The organism is Corynebacterium sp. LK14, from assembly GCF_008042215.1.
GTDB classification, from domain to species: domain Bacteria; phylum Actinomycetota; class Actinomycetes; order Mycobacteriales; family Mycobacteriaceae; genus Corynebacterium; species Corynebacterium striatum.
Genome location: NZ_NOVQ01000009.1, coordinates 143,626 through 166,902, shown reverse-complemented (window position 1 = coordinate 166,902; position 23,277 = coordinate 143,626). Strand labels below are relative to the sequence as shown.

The following is a 23,277-nucleotide window of genomic DNA, read 5'->3' as shown; positions in this document are numbered from 1 at the left end:
TATGCAAACTGTGTAAATCCAATCTAGGAGGTTTAAATGGCTGACCAGGACGCCGTAAAGGGTGACTCCAACTTCCCGATCGTCCGTGACGGAGTTGCTTCATACCTGCATGACAGCGATCCCGAGGAAACCCGCGAGTGGATGGACTCACTCGATGGCCTGCTGGATAACTCCGAACCAGAGCGCGCCCGCTACCTGATGCTCCGCCTGCTGGAGCGTGCGACCGCGAAACGCGTCCCTCTGCCTTCCTTGACCTCCACTGACTTTGTCAACACCATTCCAACCAATTTGGAGCCAGAATTCCCTGGCGACGAGGAACTCGAAAAGCGCTACCGCCGCTGGATCCGTTGGAACGCAGCAATCATGGTGCACCGCGCGCAGCGCCCAGGCATCGGCGTCGGCGGCCATATCTCCACCTACGCTGGTGCGGCCCCGCTCTACGAGGTCGGCCTGAACCACTTCTTCAAGGGCAAGGACGATCCGTCTGGCGGTGACCAGATCTTCTTCCAGGGCCACGCCTCCCCGGGCATGTACGCCCGTGCCTTCATGGAAGGCCGCCTGAGTGAGGAAGACCTAGACGGCTTCCGCCAGGAGGTTTCCCGCGGCGAGGGCAAGGGCCTACCTTCCTACCCGCACCCGCGTCTGATGCCTGATTTCTGGGAATTCCCAACCGTTTCCATGGGCATCGGCCCGATGAACGCTATCTACCAGGCACGCTTTAACAAGTACCTGGAGACCCGCGGCATCAAGGACACCTCCGAGCAGCACGTCTGGGCCTTCCTGGGTGACGGCGAGATGGACGAGCCAGAGTCCCGCGGCCTCCTGCAGACCGCTGCCCTCTACGAGCTGGACAACCTGACCTTCGTCATTAACTGCAACTTGCAGCGTCTCGACGGCCCGGTTCGCGGTAACACTCAGATCATTCAGGAGCTGGAGTCCTTCTTCCGCGGTGCTGGCTGGAACGTCATCAAGGTCATCTGGGGCCGCGGCTGGGACAGGCTGCTCAATGCCGACAAGGACGGCGCCCTAGTCAACATCATGAACACCACTTCTGATGGTGACTACCAGACCTTCAAGGCTAACGACGGCGCGTATGTCCGCGAGCACTTCTTCGGCCGCGACGAACGCACCCTCAAGCTGGTTGAGGACCTCTCCGACGATGAGATTTGGGCACTGCGCCGCGGTGGCCACGACTACCGCAAGATCTACGCTGCGTATGCGAAGGCCTTGGATAACAAGGGTACTGGCAAGCCGACCGTCATCCTGGCTCACACCATCAAGGGCTACGGCTTGGGCCACAACTTCGAGGGCCGCAACGCTACCCACCAGATGAAGAAGCTGACGCTGGAAGACCTCAAGCTCTTCCGCGACAAGCAGGGTATCCCGCTCGAGGACGAGGTCCTGGAGAAGGATCCGTACCAGCCGCCTTACTACCACCCGGGTAACGATGCACCGGAGATCAAGTACATGCTGGAGCGTCGTAAAGAACTCGGCGGCTTCCTGCCGGAGCGCCGTGAGAAATTCACTCCGCTGGTCACCCCGGACATCGATAAGCTGCGCTCCGTGCGTAAGGGCTCGGGCAAGCAGAACGTGGCTACCACCATGGCGCTTGTGCGTACCTTCAAGGAGCTCATGCGTGACAAGGAGCTGGGTAAGCGCATCGTGCCGATTATCCCGGATGAGGCTCGTACCTTCGGTATGGACTCTTGGTTCCCGACTCTGAAGATTTGGAACCCGCGTGGCCAGAACTACGTGCCGGTGGACAACGACCTGATGCTGTCTTACCGCGAGGCTACCGACGGCCAGATCATGCACGAGGGCATCTCCGAGGCAGGCGCGACTGCGTCCTTCACCGCGGCCGCAACTTCTTATGCAACTCACGGCGAAGCGATGATTCCGCTGTACATCTTCTATTCGATGTTCGGCTTCCAGCGCACCGGCGACTCCTTCTGGGCTGCCGGCGACCAGCTGGGCCGCGGCTTCATCATCGGTGCAACTGCTGGCCGCACCACCCTGACCGGTGAGGGCCTGCAGCACATGGACGGTCACTCCCCGGTTCTGGCTTCCACGAACCCTGCCGTCATCAGCTACGACCCAGCCTTCGGCTACGAGGTGGCTCACCTGATTCACCGCGGTATCAACCGCATGTACGGCGAGAACTCCGAGGCAGTCATGTACTACCTGACCGTGTACAACGAGCCAGTTAGCCAGCCTGCTGAGCCGGAGAACCTCGACGTCGACGGTCTGCACAAGGGTATCTACCACTACAACACCGCTGAGGGCGGCTCCATCCCTGCCAACATCCTGGCTTCCGGTGTGGGTGTGCACGAGGCGCTGCGTGCACAGGAGATCTTGGCGAACGACTACGACGTCAAGGCTTCCCTGTTCTCTGTGACCTCCTGGGTTGAGCTGGCTCGCGACGGCGCGCGCCGCAACAAGGAGGCGCTGCAGAAGGGCGTTGAGCCAACCGAGGCGTTTGCTACCAAGCAGCTCAAGGGCTTCGAGGGCCCGTTCGTTGGTGTCTCCGACTTCACCACCGACCTGCAGGAGCAGATTCGTCCTTACGTTCCGGGTACCTACATCGTGCTGGGCGCGGACGGCTTTGGCTTCTCCGATACCCGTGAGGGTGCTCGTCGCTACTTCAACATCGACGCTGAGTCCATCGTCGTGGCAACCCTTGAGGGTCTGGCACGCGAGGGCAAGGTTGAGCGCTCCGTCGTCGAGGAGGCAGCTGCCAAGCTGAAGCTCGATGACCCTACCGCCACCGAGTCCACCTCCAGTGACGAGGAGTAATAACTCGCTCTAGGACGGTTTAGGCCGCTCCTCGGTTGCCCGCCTAGCAGGGCGCCGAGGGGCGGTCTTCTCGTTTTGCGGTGCAGCCGGGGCACAGAGGGGCGCAGAAGGGCGCAGGCTTGTCGTACAACGAGCTCGCTGGCCGACCGGCCAACCGGTCCCATTGGTTGGGTCCCCTACTAAGGGTAGTTTTACGAGTAACCGGTTCCGGGCAGAAGCCGCAAGTGGTCCCTTTACCCCACAAAGGGACCAAACGAATGGGACCAAACCAACGGGGGGCTCTGGGGAAACAAGCGGAGGCGCGCGGTGGTCGGCAAAGGTCCGGCAAAGGGCCGGCGGCCGCGGCAACGCTAGTCCACCAACGGAACCAAGAGGCGGCCAAGCGCCTCCGAGATGGCCTCGGGCTCCTCGAGGATGACCATGTGGCCTGTGCCGTCCACCTCAGTCAGCCGGGCGGCCGGCCAGTGCTCCAAGATGACGTCCGACTGGCTGCGCGGGGTCACGATGTCGGCAGATCCCACGATAACCTCACCGCGCAGGCGGGCCAGGCGGTCGGCGGCGGCGTACTCGGAGTGGTCGAGAAGATCGTCAAAGAAGCCCGTGTAACTGGACAGCGGCGTGTCCATCAGCATGGCTACATGGAACTGCAGCTTCTCCATCTGCGGAAAGCCCGCCAGCAAAGCAGCAAACAGCGGCGCGACCCACTGCGCGACCTCAAAGCGGATGCGGTCCATCCGCCTCGGCAGCCGCATGCACGCGTGATACAAACTACCCAGCGCCTTCGACTCGAGAATCTGCGCCACGCCCTTCGCCGCAAAGCGGCGCATCGACGTCGCAATCAACAGCGCCGAGTCAATGCGCTGGTACACCTCGTCCGGCGCGCGGCGAATCACATTGAGCGCCACCATTCCGCCCAAAGAGTGCCCCACGACCACGAGCTTGCCACGGGAAGCGCGCTCAGAAAGGACAGCGAGGACGTCGTCAGCCGCGGCGTCCACCGTGCACTGCGCAGGGGCGACTTCGGTGGAAAGGCCGTGGCCGCGGATGTCGACAAGCAGGCAGCGTACCTCCGGGAAATGCCGGCGCATGTAGTCCACCTGACTGTAGTAGGCCTCCGCGGACAGGCAGTAGCCGTGGATGAACACCACAGTGATGTCCGAGTCCTGCGGGCCGACCTCGTACCACGCGATGTCCAGGCCATCGTTGCGCACGGTGCCCAAGGAATCGATTCCAGTCAGCCCGGGCTCGTCCGTGTGATTGTGCAGGGACTCGTAGATGAGGTGCTGTTCGTTGCGACGCGTCGGCCGCAAACGGCGCGCCCAACTGTGCACAATCGTCTTTGCTCGAGCCCTATAAATCATGACCTTCTGATAATAGCCGCACCTACTGATATGACCCTATTAGACTGGACCGCATGGCAAACGACCTCTCCGCGCAATTGCAAGCCCGCTTCAACCAGACCCCGCAAAAGGAGGAGCCCGCAGAAGACACCTACAGCGAAATCACCGCGCTGATTACCAAGGTCACCGGCAGCGCGGAAGGCTTGGAGCGCAACGCCAAGCTCGCCGACTTAGGCGTGGAATCGCTCGAGCGCATCGAGCTGGCGGTGCGAGCCGAGGAGCGCTTCAAGGTGCGCGTCAATGAGGAGGCAATGCTAGGCATTGAAACCATCGGCCAACTTGCCGAATACGTGGACAAGCACTTGGAGGAGCAGAAGTGATTTCTTACCTTTCCGATATGGACGGCGTCCTCATCAAAGAGGGCGAGATGATTCCCGGCGCGGACAAGTTCATCCAGTCCCTGTATGACAACGACATCGAGTTCATGGTCCTCACCAACAACTCCATGTCCACCCCGCGCGACCTGTCCGCTCGCCTCAAGAACACGGGCCTCGATATCCCCGCGGAGCGCATCTGGACCTCCGCCACAGCCACTGCCACTTTCCTCACCACCCAGACGGGCGAGGGCAAGGCTTATGTTGTGGGCGAATCCGGCTTGACGACGTCCCTTCACGAGGCAGGGTGGGTTCTGACCGACAACGACCCAGACTTCGTGGTCTTGGGCGAAACCCGCACCTACTCTTTTGAGGCGATCACCACGGCCATCAACCTGATTCGCGGGGGCGCGCGTTTTATCGCGACCAACCCAGACGTCACCGGCCCGGCCCCACAGGGCGTGCTGCCTGCCACGGGTGCCGTTGCCGCACTCATCACCGCGGCCACGAACCGCGAGCCTTATTACGTGGGTAAGCCCAACCCGGTCATGATGCGTTCGGCACTCAACCACATCGGTGCGCACTCGGAGAACACGGTCATGATTGGTGACCGCATGGACACCGATGTGAAGTCGGGTCTTGAGGCGGGCCTGCAGACCATCCTCGTGCGCACGGGCATCAGCGACGATGCCGAGATTCAGCGCTACCCCTACCGACCGAACCAGGTCATCGATTCGGTGGCCGAGTTGGCCGACCGCGTGACGCAGCCCTTCCCCAAGGCCGATTAAGCCACGTCAACGCGAGCGTTGAACCCGTATTCCCCTGCTAAGAGCTCGACTGCCCTTCCGAGGGCGGCGAGCTCTTCGTGCGTTCCGGTGAGCACCTGGCGGCAGCCGATGCCTACCGGGAGGGTTCCGGTGGCAGCGCGGGCGAGCTCGGCGTCGCCGGGCATGTCGCGGTACCACCGCGTGCACCATTGGGCGGTGAGCGGATCGTCGCCGGGGACGATGAATTCCGATTCTGTGGTGATGCAGCGCGCCATGGCACGCTCGATTGCCGGGCGCAGCGTGCGGGGCATTCCCGCAATTGTGAGCACGGCGGTGCGCACCTGTCCGACATTGCGGTGCGGCCAGGCGCTTGGCGACGTCGCGCAAGCGACGACTTCGTGAACGCGAGTATTCACGCCGATTCTCCTTCGACATGTTTAAAGCGCACTGAAGCTACCCCCGCGAGGGGGCAGCTGGAGCGCGCCAGACGAGCTTCGTCTTCCCCAACGAACTGTCTTCGCGTTTGGGCCGATTCTCCCCCGTCACATAAGTCCCATCAACCCTAAACAACCACTTCAACCCCCATTTACTCAATCTCAACCAAAGGTTGAAAATTCACATGCGACACACCGGTTAACTTCCACCTCACGCGTTACAGAATTTGCTATAAATCACAATCCTTTGTCGCCCGAAAGTTTCGCCGCTATCGTTTAACCTCATGCGCCTCAACAAGCTCGTTACCGCCGCGGGTGCGGCCACTCTTTCCGTCGCCGTCCTCAGCCCGATCGCCACGGCACAGTCCGCCTCAGGTTCTTCGCTGGACGGAGCTTTTGGCTTGTCCTCTCAGCTGGCTGACGCTCTCGGCCAGCTCACCACCTCGACTGTCACCACCGGCGTCGGCGGGACCAGCACCACTGAGTTCGTTAACGTTGCCGGCCAAGGAAACCGCTCTTACATCCTGCAGCTGCCGGCGGGCTTTGACCCCGCCAACTCCTATGACTTGGTCTTCGGATTCGGCGGCATGGATAACGAAGCTCCGCACGCACAGGAGATCATCCACCTCTCGGAGTCGGCTAACGGCGAAGCCATCGTGGTCTACCCGCAGCCCACCTTCCAGAACGGCCACTTTGGCTGGGAGGGCCCCCAATACGGCGGCGCCCGCGGCAAGGACGTAGCCTTCGTGCGCGCGATTTCCGATTCCCTCCACGCTCGCTACAACATCAACAGCACCTACGCCACGGGCCTGTCCAACGGCGGCGGAATGGCCATGAACTTGGCATGCCAAGCACCAGACCTCGTTGATGCGGTAGCTGGAGTCGCAACCGCAAACTATGGCCCTATCTACACGGGCTGCTCTGGCTCGGTTCCGACGCTGTTCCTGCACGGAACTGAGGACAAGACCGCTCCATACTATGTTTCCGGCTCCAACCCGCACGGCGGCACCTACCTCTCCGTTCTCCAGGCCTTCCGCGCCGTGGGCGAACGCAACGGCTGCGATATCAACAGCAAGTCCATCGAGTCACGCGGAAGCTACAACGCTGAGCAGATGCAAGGATGCGCTGCCGACACAGTGCTCTACACGGTTCCAGGCGGCGAGCACACGTGGTTCCCGAGCAACCCGACCGCCACTCGTGAGGTTTGGGACTTCCTTAACTCCCACTAAGAAAGGGCACCCCTGCCTCCACGCTAGGAGCTTATTTCTTTCCAAATCGCTGAATTGGACTCTGCCCACAAGGGCTTAGCCCAGCTGCCAAAATCGCGGTCAGTCAATGCGACCATGGCCCAGTCCCCGGCCACCCAGAGGTAAGTGCCAGACATGCCGAAGTGGCCGACGGCGTCGGCAGGCAGGGCGCCCATCCACTGTTCCTTCTTCGCGTGGATTTCAAAACCTAGGCCCCAGGCACAATCCTTGAAGCTGCCGTATCCGGGAACAATGCCCCGCAGCCCTGGGAACTGGACTGTGCGCATCTCAGCCACAGTGCTCGGATGCAGCAAACGCGGTTTGCGGATCTCTTGCGCAAAGACCGTGAGATCATCGACCGTGGAGATCAAGCCATGGCCCGCAGAGCCATTTAGAAAAGTAGCGTTCATTCCCAGCGGCTTGCACACCCCCTCGCTGAGATAGTCCGGAAACGCCATCCCTGTGGCTTCCTCTACCACTTGCGCAGCCCACTCATAACCAGCCGATGAGTAGATGCGCCGCTGCCCTACTGGGCGCTGCGGCTGCCGAGAATCAAAGGCCACCCCCGAAGCATGGGAGAGCAAGTGCCGAAGCGTCGACCCCTCAGGACCCGCTGCCTGATCCAGCTCGACTGCTCCCTCTTCGACCGCTAGCAACACAGCATAAGCCGAGACCAGTTTCGTCACTGAAGCCACGGGAAACTGCCGCGAGGTATCGCCTAAGGATTCCACAACGCAATCGCCTTTAATCAGCGCTGCTGAAACTGTTTCTACCGGCCAGGCCTCGAGGTGCGATAACGAACTCATACTTTGCAACTTTACCCCTCGAAAACGAAAGAGCCTCCCATTCTTTCCAGAATCGGACCAGAATTAGTTAGCCACGCTCGGCTGCTCCGTTTCCTCGCCAGCCGGGGCATTCGTGGCTCCCGCGTCGTCGCCAGGCGTAGCCCCAGCCGTGTCTTGCGGGGTCGGGGCGGCCGGCGCCGTGCTCTCTTGGCCGCCTAGGGTGTCCTCCCGCACGCGGCGCTCGTCGCGATTCTTTTTCGAGTCATCAGAATTTTCGCCTGCCGCGGCTCCATCCGAATTCGCGTCATTCGGCTCACTGGATGGAGCGTAGGCATCGGCAGATTCCTCCGTTACGTTGTCTGCGCCTGGGTTTTCAGTGGCTGAGACTTCTGGTTCCGCGGTCGGGACGGGGGCGCTGGTGGTGGCCGGTGCTTTGCGCTCCGTCCAGTAGGCGGGGTTGAGCCAGCCTGTACCGGCATCTTCGGGGTTCCACGACGCAAAGAGAAGCAATCCGGTAACCAAGAGCCCCACCAAGAGGCTGGTGGTTGAAGAACGTACGCGTCCACCCAGGGTCCATAGCCTGCGGAACTTTCCCGAGGGAGCGTCCTGCCGCCAGATGCTGGTGTGTGCGTCAGCGTCTTCTAAATCTGGATCAGCATCGGCGGTAGCGGGGCGGCCGGGTCCGTGGTCCTTGGATTCCACCACATCGCTTTCCAGATGCGCGCTATCGCCCGCATTGCTAAAAGGCTTCGTGGCGTTGTTGCTAGCGCTTTCCGACGCCGCCATTGCCGCGGCAGCAGACTCCTCCGGGTCTTCTGCGCGCACCGGTTGCTCCGCAGACAGCTCCGCACCCCCAGGCGCATCAGTGTCTGGGGAGGCTGCGGCAGTGATCCTATCCATAGGAAATGGGACAGCCCCAGCGGCATCGGCTGGCAAATTGTAGTGATCCCAAAAAGCTGACAGCAGTGCCGAGCGAATAGCGCGTTCAACGGCCCACTGCCGCGAGGGGTTCACCTGCACCAGCACGCGGTACTTGACCTGCCATGGTTGGCCTGCCACGGTGGGTTCCACGATGCCCGTGGCGGAGAGGATTTCCAGCTCGCCGGCGACGTCGTCCGCAATTGTGGGGTCTTGGATAGCTTGTTCCGAGATGGAACGGACCTGGGTGGTTATTTCGTCCAGGGTCTCACCCTCGTGGAGCGGCACAGCCAAATCCACGACGGCACGTGACCAGTCCTGCGAGTAGTTGGTCACTACTCCAGCGGAACCGTTGGGCACCATGACCACTTCGCCGGTAGGGGTACGCACCTTGGTTGTGCGCAAGGTCAATGCAACGACTGTGCCCTCGACTCCGGTAGCACCGTCGAAACTGACGTAATCTCCCACGCCGAATTGTTTCTCGGATAGGATGAAAAAGCCCGCTAGGAAATCACCGATAATCTTCTGGGCACCGAAGCCCAAGGCAGCGGAAACCACAGTCGCAGGGATCGCAGCGCCCAGCGCAGGCACACCCAGGTTGGAAAGAGCGGCCAAAACCAACAAAAAATAGGCCACTGCTTGCAGCACGTAGACGAGAGCGCCGCCCAAGGCCAATCTGGCTTTGGTCGATTCTTCGCTTTCATCGAGCCTCGATTCGAGGACGCGAATGGCAAGCCGGCCCAAACGCGGGACCAACATGCCCAGCAGCAACAATGCTAAAAGGGGCAACACGTGGTCGATGCCAACCTGCCACAACCGAATGAAGAAGTAGCTAATCAGGTTCATGTATTCCACAGTAGCCAGCCCACCGCGTAAAAAGCTCGGCCTCGACGCTGGGAATGTCCTGGGAAATCAGCCTTGATTCCGTTCCTCATAGCGCTTAGCGAGTCTTTCAACCAGCTCATCTGTCAGTTTCTCGTCGGCGAGAATCGTGTCGAGCATATCTCGCTGCACTTTACTGCCTTCAAGACTTAACTGCTGGCTTTCCTCTTCATAGTTTTCGTAGGAATCGCCGCTGATGTCCACACCAATTCCATTCAGGAAGCCCTGACCTTCGGCCGCATCCGGAGTGGGATCCTGGTGCATCTCGGCGACGTCGTCAGCAAATGCCTCCATAAAGTCCGAGACATCCGAGGCCGCCTCCGTACGGTGTATGCCGGCCCGCACCTGTTTCTCAATTCTGCGCTGCAGCGCTTTTTCCATCTGCTGGTGCCGCCACGCGCGCAGCTTTGTGGGCTCTAGACGACGCCCTACTGCCCGGCCTTTGTCTTCAGCCTTACGGGCGAGCACCATGACCTGCGCGGCGGTGTCATTAAGCGGTGCCCACTCTTGACGCGCGGGGACCCGCCATCCCGCCCAGATTCCCAGCATGGTAAGAACAAAGGATACGACTGGGCCAACGAGCATGCCCCACGCCAGGCTATCGAGCGAATTGGCAACCAGCACCACGGCCGAACAAGCCACGGCGGGAATGACGGTGGGCTGATTGTCCCCGAAGACAGCAGGCTCGCGCCCCATACAGATGTCACGAATCATGGAACCGCCGGTGGCGGTGAATACACCCATCATGACGCAGGGAATAAGGGGCAGGCCGTAGGTCAGCGCTTTCACAGTTCCGGTTGCCGCCCACAGTGCGGAGACTATGGCATCCCCGTGAGATTGGAAATAGTCCCAAGTTCTACCTTTAAAGTAGAAGAATCGTGCAATCAGCGCGCCTGCGAACGCAAGGTAAAGGTACTCCGGCTGCGACATCGCAGCGACCGTCCCCCGATTGATGAGGACGTCGCGAATCATGCCGCCGCCCAAAGAGGAGAACATCGCAATGAAGAAAAAGCCCACAATGTCATAGCCGCGCTGGCGCGCAAGCGTGCCACCGATGATCCCCATCAATAACACGCCGCTGACATCAGACCAGTAGTACAGCGCCTCAATCAGCGGATCCACTTCAACATTCATGATTCCAGTCTATGAGCAGAGGCGGCCTACGGCGGGGAAGCCCCTAGTCTTTTCCACCGGCTCATCGCGCTCGCGGGCGATGAGCCCACCGAGCAACGCCATAAAGACAAATAGACCGCCGGCAATACTGCCAGCGGCCTAGGGTAAAGAACTTGCAGCTACATATCGAAGAAGACCCGCAGATCCTCTGCAATGGCATCCAGGCGGGCCGGATCCGGGGACTCCAAGTAGCACTTGAGCTTCGGCTCGGTACCAGACGGGCGCACGATGACGCGGTCATCATCAACAGTGTAGAGCTTCATGCCTTGGGCAAACTTCTCTGCCTTTGTGATCTCCGAGCCCGCCAGTTGAGTCGGTGGGGTCGAGGTGATCTTTTCCATGCCGCGGGTAATCAGCGAAAGGTCTTCCACACGGAAGGTCAGCGGAGCGGTGGCCAGGCGGCCCACGGTGGAGTAAATCTCCGCGAGACGGTCCTGCAGGGTGATGCCTGCATCCTTGCACTCCGAGGCCAGGCTGGCCAGAACCACCGAGGTGGCCACGCCGTCTTTGTCGCGCACGGCCTGCGGGTCGGGACAAAAGCCGATGGCTTCCTCATAGCCAAAGCTCAAGTCATGGGTGCGGGCGATCCACTTAAAACCAGTGAGCGTTTCCTCATGCGGCAGGCCGTAGTGCGCGGCAATGCGGCCCAGCAGGCGCGAGGACACGAGCGAGTTTGCAAACGTTCCGCCCACGCCCCGGCGCGCCAGGTAGTCACCCAGCAGGGCGCCGGTCTCGTCACCGGTGAGCTGACGCCAGACGACGCCGCCTTCCGCACCGTGCGTCGGGATAGCGGCCGCACAACGGTCAGCATCCGGATCGTATGCGATGAGGATGTCTGCGCCGATCTTTTCCGCGTGTGCCTTGCCCAGGTCCAGAGCGCCGGGCTCTTCCGGGTTGGGAAAGGAAACGGTTGGGAAATCCGGGTCCGGCTCGGCCTGTTCCGGTACGAGGGAAACCTCGAAGCCGACCTTCTCGAGCAGCGCGGTGCCTAGCTTTGCACCCACGCCGTGCATGGCGGTCAAAGCGATCTTGGCGCTGGTGGACTGCCCCACCAGCTTCGCGGCGCGCTCGAGGTACTGCGCGCGGGTATCGACTTCCTCGATGTTGTCGGCGGAACGCGGCACTTCGTCGGCAGGCGGCGCCGCAGCAATCGCCGCTGAGATTTCTGCGTCCGCCGGGGAGACAAGCTGCACGCCGTTGGCATCGCCGGTGGCCACGCGGCCGCCCAGGTAAACCTTGTAGCCGTTATCGGCCGGCGGATTGTGGGAGGCTGTGACCATGATGCCGGCGTCGGCGCCGAGCTCGCGCACGCTATAAGCGGTCAGCGGCGTCGGGTTCTGCTTCGGCAGCACCAATGCGCGGCCGCCGGCAGCGGAGATGACCTCCGCAGCATCCTGGTAGAAATCGGCCGAGCCGTAGCGGGCATCGCAGCCGATGACCACGACTGGGTTTTCAACCTGCTGCTTTAGCCACGAAACCAAGCCATAGGTGGTACGGATGACCACTGCACGGTTCATGCGGGACTCGCCTGCCCCAACGGCGGCGCGCAGGCCGGCGGTACCGAAGGCCAGCGGGCCGGCGAAGGCGCCGGACAGCGCGGCTTCGTTGCCAGCCTCGATCCACCCCAGGACCTCGTCACGGGTTAACGGGTCTGGGTCGTGTTCGGCCCACGTGCGAGCGTATTCGACAAGTGACATTGTTTCCTCGATTCAGCTTCTAAGCCACTAGTTTTCTAGGTCCGCCAGTACTACGGCGGAGGAAGACAGGCCGAGGCGGGTGGCGCCGGCGTCGATCATCGCCTGCGCGTCCGCGCCAGTACGGATGCCGCCGGAGGCCTTCACGCCGAGACGGCCGCCCACGGTATCTGCCATGAGCTTTACCGCATGCACGCTGGCGCCGCCGGCTGGGTGGAAGCCGGTGGAGGTCTTAACGAAGTCAGCACCGGCAGCCTCGGCGGCGCGGCAGGCGGCAACAATCGCGTCGTCGGAAAGCGCGGCGGACTCGATGATGACCTTCAGGACCTTGCCCTGGCAGGCACTGCGCACGGTGCGAATCTCTTCCTCAAGTGCGTCGAAACGGCCCTCTAAGACCAGCGCGATGTTGATGACCATGTCGATTTCTTCGGCGCCGTTGTTCACAGCAAGGCCTGCCTCGGCGGCCTTGATCTCCGGCTTGACGGCGCCGGAGGGAAAGCCCACGACGGTTGCCACGTGTAGGCCCTCGGGAACCTCGACCGGCAGCTGGGACGGGGAAATGCACACGGAGTAAGTGCCCAGGCGATGGGCTTCCTCGATGAGTGCGGCGACGTCCTGCGCGGTGGCTTCCGGCTTGAGCAGGGTGTGGTCGATCATAGATGCGACGTTGGATGACATTTCTTCTCCTTTAAGCGAGTGTTTCGGAAGCGTCTACAGATTTCGCGCGAGAAACATCTCGCGCCTTGCGGGCCATAACGCGGTCGGCCACGACGTAGAGGACGGCGCCACATGCGCCAACGGCGGTCAGCACGCCGAGGGCGAGGTTGAAGCCATCGCTTACGTCAATGAGTTTTGCGGTGTATGCGATGCCGAGCGGGATGGCGATGTTGATGGTCAGGTTGTAGAAGCCGATGGCAATACCGGACTTCGCGGCCGGGATGTTTTGCAGCGCAGTGTTCACCAGCGGTGCATACATCAGCGCGAAGCCAGAGGCGAAGGTCACGATGGTCACGGCCAGCACAGCGACGTGCACCTGCACGAAGAGAGCAGCTACGGCCAAGGAGCCGACGATCATGACCAGCGCGGTGTAGATGGTCTGGCGGGAGTTCAGGACTTTGCCGATCTTGCCGGAGAAGACACCGACCAAGATGGCGCAGACGTAGCCCGGAATCATCAGCAGGCTGGCGCGGTCAATGCTCATGCCGTGCAGCTCGTTGGCCGCAAATGGCAGCAGGAAGATGTAGCCCAGCTGCGTGGAGTAGACGAAGAACACCAGAGTGATTGCCCACACGTAGCGGCCGTCGGTGAAAAACTCCGGGCGCACCACGGGCGCCTTAGCGGAGCGGATGTGCAGCGTAAATCCAATCACTGCCACGACGGCCAGGATGAACCACATCCAGTTGAACGCCTGCATGAACATGGTCAGCGCGGTGGCAAAGAGTCCCACCAGGAAGAGGCCGAGCACGTCCAGGTTTGCCTCAACGGCTTCGTCCTCGGGCACCATCTTGTGGATGGCGGGGATGCACAGCACGAGGATGAGCGGCACGAGGAACATCGCGGTCCACGAGATGTAGGTGGAGATAAAGCCGGAGGTCAGCGCGCCAATAAGCAGGCCGGCTTGGAAGGCGGCGGTGGAAAAGCCGAGGTAGGTCTTTTGGTCTGCTTCAGATAGGTGCTTGGTCACGTAGATGACGTACAGGGTTTCCGCAGCGGCCAGGCCGGTGGTCTGGATTAGGCGGGCGGCCAGCACGATGGGCCAGGAGCCCGAGCCCACGAAACCAATAACCGAGCCGACGGCCACGAACAGCACACCGGTGATCATGAGCTTGCGGATGGACACGGAGTCCGCCAGCGCCGCGTAGACCACGGCGCCGATGCCGATGATGACGCCTGCAAGGGATGCCTGCAGCGAAGCAGTGTTGTCATCAATGCCCAAGCCTTGTGCAATCGGCATGGTCATGGTCTTAAAACCATTATCCACCACGAGGGAGAAGACGAAGCAGAATAGCAACACCGGCACGGCTGCCTTGGGGTTGAGGGCTGCATCGACGCCGCGCTTTACGACGCCCGACGGCTTAGCGTTTGTAGCTTTTGACATGGCTTTTTAAGCCATCCTTCCTAGTCCAGGCCTGCCAGTGGCAGTGCGAGCTTCATCATGGTGTGGAATGCTGTCTGGCGTTCCTCGGCCGAAAGGTGGGTATCGGCAGCGATGTTGTCAGAGACGGTGAACAGACCGAGGGCGTTCACTCCGGCCTCAGCAGCGATGGCATAAAGCGCAGCGGATTCCATCTCGACGCCGAGCACGCCCATGTGTGCCCAGCGGTCATTGACGGTCTGGTCGAAGTTGTAGAAGACATCGGAGCTCAAGATATTGCCGACGTGGATGTGGGCATCCTGCTTTTCTGCTTCATCGACGAGTGCCTTGAGCAGCTTCCACGAAGCCGTCGGAGAGTACTGGCCCGGCAGGTTGTACTGGCTCAGGAAGTTGGAGTCGGTGGAAGCGGCGGAGGCGACGATGACATCGTGCAGGTCGATGTTTTCCTGCAATGCACCGATGGAGCCGACGCGGATCAGGTTCTTCACGCCGTAGTTATGGATGAGCTCCCAGGAGTAGATACCGATGGAAGGCATGCCCATGCCAGTGCCCATGACGGAAACGCGGTGGCCCTGGTAGGTGCCAGTGAATCCGAGAATGTTGCGGACCTCGTTGAACTGGACGACATCTTCCAAGAAGGTATCGGCGATGAACTTTGCACGCAGTGGGTCACCTGGCAGCAGGATGGTCTCTGCGATTTCTGCACCCTTGGGGTTGATGTGCGGGGTGGCGATTTCGGTGGAAAATTCGGTTGCGTGTACGGCTTCAGACACGGTGAACTCCTATCGGAATGATAATGACTTTCAAGCATTAGCCTACCGCAGCGAGCACAAATGTCAATGGCGCTATTTACATTTGTTCACAATTATGTTACGGCTCACACTCCTGCCAGAACGCGCTGCGCCGTGTTGTGATCGATGACCAAATGCGTGGCCAATCCTTTCTCGAGTACCACCCGGATGGCGTCGGTCTTTTCCGACCCGCCGGCAACGAGGACGCGTGTCGGCCGCGCCGCCAGGGCGTCGAAAGTAATGCCCACCGTTCGCGCGTCCACCTCGGGCACGGCCACGCGGCCTTCAGCATCAAAGAAGCGGGAGCAGACATCCCCCACCGCCCGCTCCAAGATGAGCTGCGTTTCCTCCTCGCTGAGATAGCCCAGGTTCAGCGCCAAAGACTCGCGCGCGGCCGCGCCCACCGTGAACACCGCGACGTCGACGTGGGAGCCCATCTCCACGATGTGGGCGATGTGGCGATCTTTTTCCACCCATTGCTTCGTCTCGGCCGAATCGAAAATGACAGGCAGCGGCAGCATAAAGGTCTCCGCATTAAACGCGCGAGCAAAGCCCTGGAGGGTGGCGAAGTCTTTGGTGGAGCGTTGCGTGTGCGAGTGCCCGCCCTTTAGCTGCACCACCTTTGCCCCTTCGAGTGGCAGCTGGCGCAGGTGCTCCGCCACGGCGGACATGGTCTGGCCCCAGGACACGCCGACGCTGGAGCCATCGTGGACGAGCTCTTCTAGCAGTGCGGCACCGGCCGCGCCTAAGTCCTGCATGAGGTTGCCGCCGCGTGGGGTGGTGACCACGCGGGCGTCGGCAAGCGCGAAGCGCTCCTTTAGTTCACGCACTAGCTCATCGGAGTGCTCGCGCGGATCGTTGATGCTGATGACCACGAAGCCCTGGTCGTGCGCATGCTGCAAAAGCTTGGAGACCGTGGGGCGCGAAATACCCAAACACTTCGCTACCTCCGCCTGGGATAGGTGCGAGTTGTAGTACAGTTTCGCCACATCGAGGGCCTGACTATCGCGCGCGTCAATCATGATTCCATTCAAGCACGCCCGCCCAGAAACGTAATGCTAACGGCGTACACCCTTTTAAGGACCTGGGCACCCCGGGCATGCACACCTACATGGACCGTGTCTCGCAGTCACACGCCGTGCCCGATAGCGCCGGCGCTGCCCGCCAGCTAGAAGGCTGGGATACCAACGCCGATAACCCGGTCATAATCAACGGTTACTCGCAGGGTGGCAGCGCGGCTGCTGCTGCCGCCGGCTCTTGACGGCACGCTGTACTTCCTCTTCGAGTCCTTCGCTCTGCTGGGCCTAAGCAACTCCTACGACGAGGACCTCTACTCCCGCCTCAATGAGGAGGGCAAGATCCTGGCCGACCAGCACATCGGCTACGATGCCCCATCCATCCCGGTGGTCATCACCCACGGCCGCGGCGACGATGTCACTTTCATCCCGAACGACGCCGGCTCGCATGTAGCAGGCACCATCCCGCACATCAAGGAATCCCTGAAAGCAATTGAGTCCGCTTTGCAATAAGCCGGCAGCTTCAAGCCAGCTCGACCACAGAAACGCTTCCTAACATCACCCGTGGTCCGAAAGACCGCAACGATAGAAAGGATTTATCCTATGCGTTCCATGAACGCCCTGCGCCGCGCAACCATTGCCGCCGCACTTCCAGCAGTCGTAATCGCCGGTGCCGCCAACGCCACCGCCGCTGAGACCACAGCCGGAACCCCGGCTGCCGACGCCGCCGCAACAAACCCGGCTGCAGACACCGATGCCACTGGCACTGCTAACACCGCAGGCATCGACGCGGACACCCCGCTAAACCAGCTGTCCTCTGCCGACCCTGCTGTCCTCCTGCAGCTCGGCAGCTCCCTGCTCGGCGGCAACCGCCCGGACTTCTCTGAGCTCCTCGGTGGTAACACCGACGCCCAGGCACAGGCAGCCACTACCGACGGACAGGCCGACGCTGGCGACAACGCCGGTGAAAGCACCGACTCCAACAAGGAGAACCTGCCGACCGGTATCAACGCCTTGAAGCACGAGGCCGCACAGCTGGAGCAGGAAGCCGGCCACAAGCTGTTCGAGCTGAACGTCATCGATTCCACTCGCGTCCACGTTGGCTTCGCCGAAACCTACGACCTGCAAAAGGACGCCAAGGCTCTCACTGCACTGCAGGAGACTGCCGAGACCAACGGCATCACCCTGACCGCCGACCGCTAAAGCGGCAGAAAGTCAGACAAAGCACGAAAGTACTTCCTCTTCTTCAGATAACCACCCCGCGGCGGCAGTTATTTACTGCGCCGCGGGGTGGTTACCTATTTGCTGAACAGTGCACCTACACTGGCCAAAGCAGCATGGCTAACCCCCGACGTCTCCACTTTCCGGGGTCAGGCCCGTACCTCCTGTCATGTTGGCAAGGAAGACACCTCCAAAACATTCCATCACCCTTGCGGAGGAAGATTCCCCAATCCCCTGCTAGGTGCCCTGAGTTCGCCTTAAATTACAGGTATGCACAAACTATCTTCTCTCACCCTTGCCCTGCCGCTTTCCGCGGCTCTCTTTCTGACTGGCTGCGGAAGCAATGACAACGGCTCGTCTCAAGCCTCCCCCGAAACCCCTATCACTCAATCAACTGATTCCAGCAACGGCTCTTCCGACTCGAATGGTGGTGCGGATAACTCTGCACCACAGTCGGACGGGCAATCCGGGCCGAAGCCAACACTTGCTAACCAGGACCAAGGCGGTGGCCAAGGCCAAAGCGGTAACCAACCCCAAGCCGTAAATCCTGGCGGTGGCGCCCAAGGCACAAGCATCGGCGGAAACTACTACCCCAACGGTGACGCACTCGGCACGAGTAGCTGTTACGACTTTCCAGCTAACCTAGATGTCACTATCGGAGACGCGATCTCCTGTGCCTTCGCAGCCGAGATTTACAAAGCCGCGATCTCCGTGCCTTACGTAACCGGCCCGAGCAACGGCAACGTGACCTCGGTGCCGAAAGCACACATCACCGTGGCAAGCCCAACCACTGGCCAGAACTACGCCGTTGAGTGCTACTTTGGTACCGATCAACGCGGCTTGACCTGCCAAACAGAGGGAAGCTCCTCTCAATCAGCGCGTGTCTACTTCAGTGCAGACAGCGCAATGTACTGGCAGCAGAGCGTCTCAATTAACTAGCGCTACCGATTAAGCCGCGCAATCTCCGCACTGAGCACCGTGGCAAAACCCGCCCATGCCGCATAGGGTGCTAGCAACGCACCGCGCTCGGGTGCGGACTTCCAGGCGCGGCGCACGAGGTCCGCGGAGCTTGCGGCCAGGGCGCCGGCCCAAGCGGCGGCCAGTCTCTTACGCTACGAGCGGAAAAAGACGCCGCTCCAGCCGGCGTTCAATGCGAGGTTTACACCAAGAGCCGCGGCATGCTTGCGTGCTTGGAAAAGCCATCCGCCTTATCCCAAGGAACGGCACGGTCTACTCCGCTTCCTTGTCCGCAGCGTCTTGGCGTAGGGCTTCCAATTGCTCTTGCGGGATCGAGGGTGCTGACACGCCAAACTTAGGCGCTAGGTTTTGCAATTCGTAATTGACCACGGCAACGAGCTCATCAAGCTTGTAGCCCAAGAGAAGCTGAGCCAATTCTTCCGGCGTTAACTCTTTATGTTCTGGCTTTGGCCAGTTACCACGCAGGGCCAGCGCCAACTTCGCGCGCTCCGGCACGTCAACATCAATGCGAACTTCAAGCACCAGAGTCTCACTAGTCTGACCTTGCGAAACTTGGAAAGATACTTGACCTTTCTTTTGCGCTACATCCTTCGACCGTTGTTCACCGATGCGCTGCCCCTCAGCACGAAGCAACTGCCACGTCGCATAGCCAGCCCGTTGTTCCTTAGACAAGAGTTCCCTCCATCGTGTAGTCCATCTGCTGCAGTACTCCTGTTTCAGCGGACTCTACCGGGGCTGCAAATACAAAGTCCGTTCCCAGCTGACCACGGCCAGCCTCAGGGAATTGTTCGTGAGCCTCATTCGTGTTTGCCAAAGCAGTAATCCGCCGAGCAATTTTTTCTTTAAGCTCGGCATAGGGAGCACTTCCGTGCTGGATACGACCATCTACCACAACGTGCGCCACATACGCTTCAACGGAGTTTGCGTACGCACGAATCATCTTCATTGTGTGGTTCTTCTTCCCAAGTCCAACCAATGATTCAAACTTGGTGACAACAGAGCGGTCGACACCCATGCGCGATGCCACCTCGCTTTGCGTCATACCTCGCAGTTTTCGAAACTCCACGAGTTGCTCAATGAGGTCCATTTGCGACCCGATGAGGTCCCCGGGCAACGCATCCTTTGGCTTGATAGTTAACTTCGCCATTATCAATTCGCCCCTGCTTCTCTATGTTCCATCCCATCATAAACTATGTGCATTTTAATGCACATCTCTATTTCGGCGGCCATGGCCGAAAAGTGACCCGATTTTTCTGGCACCATTGCTTACCTAGACGCATAGCCAGCAAAATGTCTCGATCCTGCGCCTTGTTAGTCTTACGAGCCCCCTGACGCGTGTTATCAAAGATCCGCTTTTCTTTACACAAGCTCACAAGCATCTGGTGGGCCGGTTCACCCAGCCTCGAAGAGATATCGAGGAAGTACAGCCGAAAATGACGGTCCTCGCCATTCCCACCAGTTCCCCACCCTTTCAACTCGCCTAACCATGGCGGGTTCAGAATTTCATTGAGAACCCTCCTGCCCGATGGCTCCACCAATGCAACGTCATATTCTCGGGCGCCACGCTCACCCCAACGCAGCAAAAGTTGTTGCATCTCGAGAAAAGCATCCTCATCAATACCCTCAAGCTTTTGGAACTCATCCAACGCCCCCGGCAGAAACTCCCAACGCGTCAACCCATCGTCCGCATTGACTGCCGACAGATACACGTGAGGCATCTCCGGAAACTCGAAATCGTCCACTAGTTCCTCCCGAACTCCCCTACGCAGAAATGCCCCTCAAATCTCACCTTCCCCCGTGACAAGCGCCGGCCGTGCCTGAACAGCGGTATCGTTATTCAAGTTTTCTCCTAACCCCCGGCACGCGTCGACGAGTGCGACGTTGTCAATACTTTCGACAGTACGCGATTACACTAAATCATGACCTCCACGCGTCGAGCCCCTCATTGATTTCCCCACTATGAAAAGCCTTCATTCCGCACGTCGATGCCACCGCCACGAGCTAGCCCTTTGCATCACTGATTGTGCAGGCAGGACTCTACATCACTGTGACCGCCGCCATGGGCATTTCCCTACTGCTCGTGGCATCCGTACTCATCGGCGGCATCGCCACACTCGAAGCCGGCCGCGCCGGCAACCTCATCTCCGCCACCACGCTCCACCTCGTCTGAAACACAGGCATGGCATTTCTGCTACCGCTGTTTATCAACTAGGCAGCCACAACAAGAAAGGGCACATGCTTGGCGACGCCGCGCGAATGCTCTCTCCTTAACAGTTACCGTTTAGCTAGCTTTCACAAGCTACGCCGTCACCGTCGCGATCGAAATCGGAGCTGTAGCCAGGGTCTCCCGCATCGATCGGGGCTGCACCAGCAGTACGAACCGCTGCACAGTTTGCATCAACGTCCGATGGTGGCGCCAAGAGCTTCATGTTGTTGGACGGTTTCCCCAGTTACCTGCACGGGACTTCCCTCTGGCTATACCGCCCGTTCTGTCGGCAATGGGACTTCTTCAGAAGACTGGACGGAAGAAGTCGTGGAAGTAGTCGAGCTAGAGGAGGAAGCGGTGGTTTGCGATGTCGTCGCCGTTGTTGGCTCCGACGTAGGTTGTGAATCGGAGACTCCCCCACCGTACTCTACAAGCAGCGCGTCAGCGCCCAGGCTAGTAACCAGCAAACCAAGAGAGCGAGGCATCGGGAGAACCTCCGAAAGAGAAGAACTAAAGCTCCTTCAGATTACGAAGGCTCCCCCTGTGCGCTGGCACTTTATGATGAGAATCCCAAAGAGTGGGGCCACCGGGGCTCGAACCCGGGACCAGCGGATTATGAGTCCGCGGCTCTAACCGACTGAGCTATAGCCCCTATTTACACCCGACGGTGCGCTTTTAGAATACATGCACGGCTTAAGACACCCACAAACGCCCCTTAAACTGCCTGCCCGTTATAAAAACTCAGAATTGAATCCCCTCATCTTAAGGCATTGTATCAACCGAAATAACGAAATAACCCAGTGACACAAAGCACCTAACAGTTCCGCGCGCTCGTCACCTCATCTTCTCCCTAAAGCAAAACAAGACGCATAAAAAGTGCTAAGTTCTTCCTGTTAGCCGTTTCTTCCACAAGGGACTCGGTTTCAAAACTGCACGTAGGTAGGTTAGGAACCCAACTCGACCACGGCAACACTTTACCGGTTTTAGCGTTAAAGCAACTGAAATTCGCCCCTTTTCAAGCCTTGAAATTGTACCGACACCTCCGAGACGAAAACCCGGCACGAGCTGGCGATTTGTAACAACCTACAAAGGTAGATATAGTTACTTCACGTCGCAGAGAGCACTTCCAACAGCTTTCCGCACACATTATTCCTCCATAGCTCAGTTGGCAGAGCATTCGACTGTTAATCGAAGGGTCACTGGTTCGAGCCCAGTTGGAGGAGCAGACAGGAACCGCCTGATTTCAGGCGGTTCTTTTCCGTTTTCTTGTTTAGCGCTTGCCGGGCTTTCTATGGGTACTTCGCTCGGCACTTCCCTACTGCTCATCGAACACTCGTGGCTTTAGAGCCTCGAGAATGTCGTTGTGGTCACCGGTCTTATTCGCCCGCTTGATGTAGTGCCGGCCGGTAATCGAAGGACTTGTATGACCAAGATGTCTGGCTGCTTCTTCAGCGCCCTTTTCGCGAGCGATGACGGTGGCAACGGTGGAACGGAAAGACTTCAGCTTGATGTGCCTAAACCGCTCTCCCCGGGCCTGCCTAAAACGATTGCCAAGGTTGTGCATGCTGTGCATCGTGCCGGCTCTACTCGGAAACACGTACGGCACGTCCGGGTCGCGGCGTGCATAGCGCTCACGCAGCATGTCCGCGAACCATTCAGGAATCACAATCTCTCGAAAGCCGGCGGCAGTCTTCGGTTCCGGCTGCCGAACTAGCTTTCCGTCCTGGTAAACAGCGCAACCACTGATGATCATCGTCGCGGGTTTGCTCGCTAAGTCCACTTCCTCCCACAACAGTGCAGGAAGCTCGCCAGGGCGCATTCCTGTGGCCATGTAACAGCAAACAATCCCTGACAGATCAGTTCGCTTTCCTTGTTTCTCCCAGGCGAGGATCTGTTCAAGGAGTTCGTTGAACTCTTCCGGTGTTACTTCGACCGGCTCAGCGCGCGGCAAATGCGGCAGCTGAGCAGTCCGCGCGGGGTTCTGTGTCCATAGCTCAAGCCCTTGACGCTCAGCTATCGAGAAGGCATGTAAGAGCAGAATTCGCAGATGCCGCGCTGAGGCAAGAGAGTTCTCTGCCACCTGTGATAGCCACGAGTGAATGACCCTCGTCTCACAGTCTTCGAGGCGAAGATTGCCCAGCGCTGGAATGCCACGCTCGCCTACGAGAAACTGCCGTGCACGCTGATACATGTTCACGGTTTGGATGCGGTTGCCCTGTCCAATTTCGCCGCTACGCAACGCTTTCAGTGCTATATCGACCAGCTCCAGCACTGTCATACGTTCAGTGACGGCAAAGCGCTGCTCATTAAAGACCAACGCCCAGCCACGTTCTTCTAATAGGCGCTGCGCTTCTTCCCGGCTGACGCTCATCTCACTGATTTCGATGATGTCGCCGCTGAAGTCTTTCGTTCGCCCGGACACCACCCATCCAGAGTCGGTGTGCCGGGCGCTGTCAATGACAACGCCACCGACCTTGGGCTCGATTCCTTTATCCATGTCCTATTGGACTGCAAAAAGGCACGATTCGTTCCGATACACATAAAATTAGCTGTCTATTAGACA

The 23,277-nt window shown here is 59.7% G+C and carries 25 protein-coding genes and 2 tRNA genes; 10 read left to right on the top strand and 17 right to left on the bottom strand.

The window, feature by feature from the left end:
• The first annotated feature begins 36 nt into the window (after positions 1-36).
• Positions 37-2,793, top strand: coding sequence for a pyruvate dehydrogenase (acetyl-transferring), homodimeric type (gene aceE, locus CHU71_RS04090; protein ID WP_147760252.1), 2,757 nt, complete (start codon positions 37-39; stop codon positions 2,791-2,793).
• Between the two features lie 350 nt (positions 2,794-3,143).
• On the opposite strand, the gene CHU71_RS04085 is transcribed toward aceE, so the two are convergent.
• The gene (locus CHU71_RS04085) at positions 3,144-4,154 is read right to left on the bottom strand and encodes an alpha/beta fold hydrolase (RefSeq protein ID WP_147760251.1); all 1,011 of its coding nucleotides are present in this window, start codon (positions 4,152-4,154) and stop codon (positions 3,144-3,146) included.
• 53 nt (positions 4,155-4,207) lie between these two features.
• On the opposite strand from CHU71_RS04085, the gene CHU71_RS04080 reads away from it, so the two are divergent.
• Both CHU71_RS04080 and CHU71_RS04075 read left to right on the top strand, forming a co-directional pair.
• Complete coding sequence (locus tag CHU71_RS04080) at positions 4,208-4,513, top strand: acyl carrier protein (RefSeq protein WP_147760250.1); 306 nt, start codon at positions 4,208-4,210, stop codon at positions 4,511-4,513.
• Complete coding sequence (locus tag CHU71_RS04075) at positions 4,510-5,295, top strand: HAD-IIA family hydrolase (protein WP_255456389.1); 786 nt, start codon at positions 4,510-4,512, stop codon at positions 5,293-5,295. Before CHU71_RS04080 ends, CHU71_RS04075 begins: the two co-directional genes overlap by 4 nt.
• Here the strand turns inward: CHU71_RS04075 and CHU71_RS04070 are convergent.
• Positions 5,292-5,690, bottom strand: a complete 399-nt coding sequence (locus CHU71_RS04070) for a hypothetical protein (RefSeq protein ID WP_046646280.1) — start codon at positions 5,688-5,690, stop codon at positions 5,292-5,294. The genes CHU71_RS04075 and CHU71_RS04070 overlap by 4 nt on opposite strands.
• A 302-nt stretch (positions 5,691-5,992) precedes the next feature.
• Between CHU71_RS04070 and CHU71_RS04065 the strand changes: the two genes are divergently transcribed.
• Positions 5,993-6,937: a PHB depolymerase family esterase gene (locus tag CHU71_RS04065; protein WP_147760249.1), complete on the top strand. Its 945-nt coding sequence runs from the start codon at positions 5,993-5,995 to the stop codon at positions 6,935-6,937.
• Between the two features lie 23 nt (positions 6,938-6,960).
• Here the strand turns inward: CHU71_RS04065 and CHU71_RS04060 are convergent, their stop codons facing one another.
• From CHU71_RS04060 to CHU71_RS04025, 8 genes are all read right to left on the bottom strand, one after another.
• Positions 6,961-7,761, bottom strand: a complete 801-nt coding sequence (locus CHU71_RS04060) for a serine hydrolase (RefSeq protein WP_147760248.1) — start codon at positions 7,759-7,761, stop codon at positions 6,961-6,963.
• A 63-nt stretch (positions 7,762-7,824) separates the two neighbouring features.
• Positions 7,825-9,504, bottom strand: a complete 1,680-nt coding sequence (locus tag CHU71_RS04055; RefSeq protein WP_147760247.1) for a mechanosensitive ion channel domain-containing protein — start codon at positions 9,502-9,504, stop codon at positions 7,825-7,827.
• 66 nt (positions 9,505-9,570) lie between these two features.
• Positions 9,571-10,674 (bottom strand): trimeric intracellular cation channel family protein, encoded by a 1,104-nt coding sequence (locus CHU71_RS04050; RefSeq protein WP_147760246.1) that lies wholly within the window; start codon positions 10,672-10,674, stop codon positions 9,571-9,573.
• A gap of 158 nt (positions 10,675-10,832) precedes the next feature.
• Positions 10,833-12,410 carry a phospho-sugar mutase gene (locus CHU71_RS04045; protein WP_110333001.1) on the bottom strand — a complete coding sequence of 526 codons (1,578 nt, stop codon included), beginning with the start codon at positions 12,408-12,410 and terminating at the stop codon, positions 10,833-10,835.
• Between the two features lie 27 nt (positions 12,411-12,437).
• Entirely contained in the window at positions 12,438-13,085 is a 648-nt protein-coding gene (gene deoC / locus CHU71_RS04040; RefSeq protein WP_070420165.1) for a deoxyribose-phosphate aldolase, read from the bottom strand.
• A gap of 10 nt (positions 13,086-13,095) precedes the next feature.
• Positions 13,096-14,505 carry an MFS transporter gene (locus CHU71_RS04035; protein ID WP_110332999.1) on the bottom strand — a complete coding sequence of 470 codons (1,410 nt, stop codon included), beginning with the start codon at positions 14,503-14,505 and terminating at the stop codon, positions 13,096-13,098.
• 20 nt (positions 14,506-14,525) lie between these two features.
• Positions 14,526-15,275 (bottom strand): purine-nucleoside phosphorylase, encoded by a 750-nt coding sequence (gene deoD / locus CHU71_RS04030; protein WP_046646271.1) that lies wholly within the window; start codon positions 15,273-15,275, stop codon positions 14,526-14,528.
• A gap of 104 nt (positions 15,276-15,379) precedes the next feature.
• On the bottom strand, positions 15,380-16,315 hold the full coding sequence (locus CHU71_RS04025; RefSeq protein WP_070420163.1) for a sugar-binding transcriptional regulator: 936 nt from the start codon (positions 16,313-16,315) through the stop codon (positions 15,380-15,382).
• Between the two features lie 77 nt (positions 16,316-16,392).
• On the opposite strand from CHU71_RS04025, the gene CHU71_RS13010 reads away from it, so the two are divergent.
• From CHU71_RS13010 to CHU71_RS04010, 4 genes are all read left to right on the top strand, one after another.
• Positions 16,393-16,554, top strand: coding sequence for a lipase family protein (locus CHU71_RS13010; RefSeq protein ID WP_236593703.1), 162 nt, complete (start codon positions 16,393-16,395; stop codon positions 16,552-16,554).
• Positions 16,520-16,822, top strand: a complete 303-nt coding sequence (locus tag CHU71_RS04020; RefSeq protein ID WP_046646270.1) for a hypothetical protein — start codon at positions 16,520-16,522, stop codon at positions 16,820-16,822. Before CHU71_RS13010 ends, CHU71_RS04020 begins: the two co-directional genes overlap by 35 nt.
• 90 nt (positions 16,823-16,912) lie before the next feature.
• Positions 16,913-17,512, top strand: coding sequence for a hypothetical protein (locus CHU71_RS04015; protein WP_147760245.1), 600 nt, complete (start codon positions 16,913-16,915; stop codon positions 17,510-17,512).
• A 288-nt stretch (positions 17,513-17,800) separates the two neighbouring features.
• Positions 17,801-18,469, top strand: coding sequence for a hypothetical protein (locus tag CHU71_RS04010; protein ID WP_147760244.1), 669 nt, complete (start codon positions 17,801-17,803; stop codon positions 18,467-18,469).
• Between the two features lie 2 nt (positions 18,470-18,471).
• Here the strand turns inward: CHU71_RS04010 and CHU71_RS04005 are convergent, their stop codons facing one another.
• From CHU71_RS04005 to CHU71_RS03990, 4 genes are all read right to left on the bottom strand, one after another.
• On the bottom strand, positions 18,472-18,633 hold the full coding sequence (locus CHU71_RS04005; RefSeq protein ID WP_255456401.1) for a tryptophan-rich sensory protein: 162 nt from the start codon (positions 18,631-18,633) through the stop codon (positions 18,472-18,474).
• Positions 18,634-18,760: 127 nt separating this feature from the next.
• Entirely contained in the window at positions 18,761-19,180 is a 420-nt protein-coding gene (locus CHU71_RS04000; protein WP_147760243.1) for a hypothetical protein, read from the bottom strand.
• Entirely contained in the window at positions 19,173-19,655 is a 483-nt protein-coding gene (locus CHU71_RS03995) for a helix-turn-helix domain-containing protein (protein ID WP_147760242.1), read from the bottom strand. The genes CHU71_RS04000 and CHU71_RS03995 overlap by 8 nt, the downstream gene beginning before the upstream one ends.
• A gap of 67 nt (positions 19,656-19,722) precedes the next feature.
• Positions 19,723-20,250, bottom strand: a complete 528-nt coding sequence (locus tag CHU71_RS03990) for a hypothetical protein (RefSeq protein WP_147760241.1) — start codon at positions 20,248-20,250, stop codon at positions 19,723-19,725.
• A 281-nt stretch (positions 20,251-20,531) separates the two neighbouring features.
• Here CHU71_RS03990 and CHU71_RS12770 point away from each other — a divergent pair, with 281 nt between their 5' ends.
• Complete coding sequence (locus CHU71_RS12770) at positions 20,532-20,678, top strand: hypothetical protein (RefSeq protein WP_166683835.1); 147 nt, start codon at positions 20,532-20,534, stop codon at positions 20,676-20,678.
• Between the two features lie 115 nt (positions 20,679-20,793).
• Here CHU71_RS12770 and CHU71_RS03985 read toward each other — a convergent pair whose 3' ends face one another.
• Both CHU71_RS03985 and CHU71_RS03980 read right to left on the bottom strand, forming a co-directional pair.
• Entirely contained in the window at positions 20,794-20,937 is a 144-nt protein-coding gene (locus tag CHU71_RS03985; protein WP_236593701.1) for an excalibur calcium-binding domain-containing protein, read from the bottom strand.
• Positions 20,938-21,292: 355 nt separating this feature from the next.
• Positions 21,293-21,366, bottom strand: a tRNA-Ile gene (locus CHU71_RS03980).
• Between the two features lie 498 nt (positions 21,367-21,864).
• Between CHU71_RS03980 and CHU71_RS03975 the strand changes: the two genes are divergently transcribed.
• Positions 21,865-21,937, top strand: a tRNA-Asn gene (locus tag CHU71_RS03975).
• Between the two features lie 92 nt (positions 21,938-22,029).
• On the opposite strand, the gene CHU71_RS03970 is transcribed toward CHU71_RS03975, so the two are convergent.
• Complete coding sequence (locus tag CHU71_RS03970) at positions 22,030-23,211, bottom strand: tyrosine-type recombinase/integrase (protein WP_086890955.1); 1,182 nt, start codon at positions 23,209-23,211, stop codon at positions 22,030-22,032.
• Positions 23,212-23,277: the final 66 nt, after the last annotated feature.